At 35.0% G+C, this 3,479-nt stretch carries 4 protein-coding genes and 1 pseudogene; 3 read left to right on the top strand and 2 right to left on the bottom strand.

The annotated features are described in order from the left end of the window. Positions 1–562 precede the first annotated feature (562 nt). A complete protein-coding gene (locus COE25_RS31285) occupies positions 563–985 on the top strand; it encodes a DUF5661 family protein (RefSeq protein ID WP_257209012.1) in 423 nt (140 codons plus the stop codon). 490 nt (positions 986–1,475) lie between these two features. On the opposite strand, the gene COE25_RS28605 is transcribed toward COE25_RS31285, so the two are convergent. Together COE25_RS28605 and COE25_RS32540 are read right to left on the bottom strand one after the other, a co-directional pair. After that, the gene (locus COE25_RS28605; protein ID WP_098935073.1) at positions 1,476–1,940 is read right to left on the bottom strand and encodes a low molecular weight protein-tyrosine-phosphatase; all 465 of its coding nucleotides are present in this window, start codon (positions 1,938–1,940) and stop codon (positions 1,476–1,478) included. A 134-nt stretch (positions 1,941–2,074) separates the two neighbouring features. After that, positions 2,075–2,164, bottom strand: a complete 90-nt coding sequence (locus COE25_RS32540) for a YjcZ family sporulation protein (protein ID WP_257209013.1) — start codon at positions 2,162–2,164, stop codon at positions 2,075–2,077. Between the two features lie 484 nt (positions 2,165–2,648). Between COE25_RS32540 and COE25_RS28595 the strand changes: the two genes are divergently transcribed. Both COE25_RS28595 and COE25_RS28590 read left to right on the top strand, forming a co-directional pair. Continuing rightward, on the top strand, positions 2,649–3,197 hold the full coding sequence (locus COE25_RS28595; protein ID WP_098935071.1) for a hypothetical protein: 549 nt from the start codon (positions 2,649–2,651) through the stop codon (positions 3,195–3,197). Between the two features lie 169 nt (positions 3,198–3,366). Beyond that, positions 3,367–3,479 (top strand): annotated as a pseudogene (locus COE25_RS28590) (cell wall hydrolase); the annotation flags it as partial.

The following is a 3,479-nucleotide window of genomic DNA, read 5'->3' as shown; positions in this document are numbered from 1 at the left end:
TAGGCATGACGAAGGAATGAGAGGGCGATTGACCCGTTGAGACATGGGAGGGAAAGCCTCCAGGGGCGGCGTGGAGATGTACATTATATGGTAAAATATGGAGTGGTAGCTGACTCCTTTATTTATCTATGCCTTCACGAAGCCAAAGTGATCTGAACTCATTTCAATTACCCGTAAATCCAATTACAAGGGTTATGGAATCCTGCGAATAAGTGAGCATTCAAAAGTTATTCGTATCAAACTGAGGGAGTTGAAGAAGAGGATAGCTTACCCATTGATCTTTATTTCGCATTTGACCCATAAATATGTAGTAATTGTAAAAAACCACCTTATCTAGGTAGTCATTAATAGACACTCAAACAGATATATGTTTTAGTGATTATTTCCTAAATATAATTTGTTCCTTTCTAATAAAAGTACCTTGTTCTGAATTTTAGGATAAGGTGAAGAGTAACACATTCCTTCATATTGCTTCATAATGGTTTTATAGAAGTAAAATACATGCGCATAAACCAGTAATTAACATATGTTATTGGTAACAACTGGTTTAGGAGTGAATTATGTGTACTACTATAATAATTTTCCGTATATGAATCGCTTCCTTAATTATTCTAACTATGGTATTGATTTTATTCATTTTTCAAATAGAAATTTACTTAACAAATATCCAACTAGGGTTACAACTAATAATATTGCATCGAGTAGTTTAAATAGGGTCAGAACTATCTTTTCTAAAGAGGAAGCATCAGCAATAGCTTTACTTTTAGGTATTGACTTTACTAAAAGTAAGTTTGATTTAGATGAGTTTTGGATGGGAGTAAATACTGAACTTGAACACGGGAAACAATCCAGCCAAACTAATGTTACTGGTGATGACCCTCTAATTACCGGGAAAATTGCATTGGCTCATCTTAACGAGTTTCCTGATTATTATAAAAGATTAAAAGTTCTTGAGGAGGAAGCAAAAGCATATTGGAACAAATAATTACCCCATTAGAAAATGTGAATCGTGCATAATTAATTTCATCAATACAATGGATTTGATTGTGAAGAGTTACACTTAAACAAACGGGTGCGTCCTTCAATAATGAAGGTTCGCTTTTTTCTTATTCAGGTAACAGAGGTTAGTTTGAATAGAGTAATAGCTTCTTTAAGTCGCATATGACACATCGTGAAATATGTAAGAAGTTAGAAAAGTAAAAAAAGATTGAAAAGTTGCATCAATTATATTTAACATCTTAATCTCCGAATTCGGAAAGGAAGACATCACTGACTTCGGAAGAATCGTAGCTCAGATACCAGCGACTTCTAACAATACAATGATCGCAACAAGTGAACATTCACAAACAATATTCGTCTCGAAGCCGGTGTTGCGTTGAAATTTTTGTTTAGTAACTGGATTTTACAATTTCATAAAATGGGTTCTGTGAAATAGAAACTGTTTTGATCGTCGGATTAAGTTGGATGCCTTGTTGTTATAAGTTTTGTTCGCTGCGTATTTTCTTGAGTAATGCCCGGCAGCCGACTGAAATAAGACGATAGGTTTCATCAAAATCACCTGTGAAAAATGGGTCGGGGACATTCTTCTTGTATTTGGTCAGGTCAAGCATCCTAATGATCTTTGGATGATTAGGCTTGCCGGTTATTCTGTAAATATTTTTTATGTTGCTTTCGTCCATACCGATTATATAGTCGAACTTCCAAAAGTCTTCTTTCTTTAGGTGGCGTCCAACAAGCCCATCAGAAGAGATATTGTATTTCTTTAGAATATCGAGAGTTCCTTCGTGCGGAGGGAAGCCGATTTGCCATGAACTGGTTGCAGCGGAATCAACAGCGATTTTGTTAGGCAAATTTTCTTTTTTGACTGAGTCGCGAAACAAAGCTTCAGCCATCGGTGAACGGCAAATATTCCCCAAGCATACAAATAAAACGTTGATCATGTACTTTGCCCCTTTTAATTTATCTTATTTTTTTTGCATTTTAATAGTCTTATTTGAAATGAATTATGTATATACAAAATAGTGGATTGGACAGGTGTGTTGTTTTTCACACCTCCATCAATTATTGGTGTCTTTTAATACAGAGCTGCTCCAATGATGATTAAAAGGATAAACACGACGATTAGAGCAAAGCCAGCTCCGTATCCACCATTTGCCACGTACAGAGCCTCCTTCCATTCGTAATTACAAAGTATGTACAAAACAGAAATATGGAACGGCACCATTGTATAAATAGTTCATCTAATAGCGAATAGCCCTTTTGTCTTATTCATATTAATCTATTTTTTCTATTAATTTATAATTAAGAATTCATTAATATAGAAAATGCATTCATTTATCGTGCTACATTGTATTTAAATAAAATTGAAGGTTATTTTAACTTTAAGTAGTTTGTTTTCGGAAAAAATGGAGGCATCTATATGTCATATTTAATAAGTTTATTTGAACAACGTAGTGATGAAGCCCCATGTAAGGTTCTTACAGTATTAATTTAAAGGATGTGAAGTATTTTATATAATCTATCGGGTGCTTAAGTTGAAGATGGAGTTTCGCTGAAAAGGACCAAGTTAAGATCTAAAAGTTGTTTTTTAATTTAAAAATGCAGAGATGTAATGTATACATTACTGTTGTTTATAGGAGGACAGATCAATGAATACACGAGAAATCAAGGTCCAAAAACAAGGCTGGATTCCTAAAAAGGAACGTATATGGGTAATCGTGGCGATTATTATCGCTGCTTCGATAATCCTTTGGGAACTTAAGGGACTATTACAGCTTTCATTAACCACTCTGCACAGCAGGCAGTTCGAACATACATTTAAAGGGTTGGGCTCCAATGCAAGAATTGCCTTATTTTTTGTACTTGCTTATTATGCGCTTCTTCGTGTTATTAGGCTTCGTAAATTGAAAGGTCAAGGCAAGGTGAAAAAATGGTTGTCCACTTTGCTGCGCTTTTCCCGAAGATGGCATACTCCAGCAGCGATTATCGCCATTGCTTTTATTATCGTGCATACGGTAGCTGTCTTTATGCACGGCTTCAAATTTGATTTTAATAATATAAGTGGATTGCTTTCCTTGCTAGTCCTGCTTCCAGTTCCTATATCGGGACTATTTCGATATCAGAGGATTGACCGGAAGTGGCATTTGCGGTCTGGTGTTGCTTTTTCAATTCTATTTTTAATTCATTCTTTTTTATAACCAACATGTTATAAGCCGTGGGGCAGTATACTTGAATAAAGGGATAAAAAGAATGCAATAGTTTTCATTTTACTAAAAAACTGTAAGCTTTAAAAACTAAGCATTCTTATTATATAAACAATGACATGAATGTAGGCTTTTTTTCATACTATATTTTGGGGGTGGAAAAATGCCAAGAGTAAATTACCGAAGTTCGGACGTCGACTTAATGGCAAGGATGATGAGAGCAGAAGCTGAAGGTGAAGGACAACAGGGAATGTTATATGTTGGAAATGTAATTGT

Origin of the sequence: Bacillus sp. AFS031507 (genome assembly GCF_002584635.1) — a bacterium.
Taxonomy (GTDB): Bacteria; Bacillota; Bacilli; order Bacillales; family Cytobacillaceae; genus Neobacillus.
The sequence above is the reverse complement of the archived record's forward strand: the minus strand, read 5'-3'. Positions and strand labels throughout refer to the sequence as shown.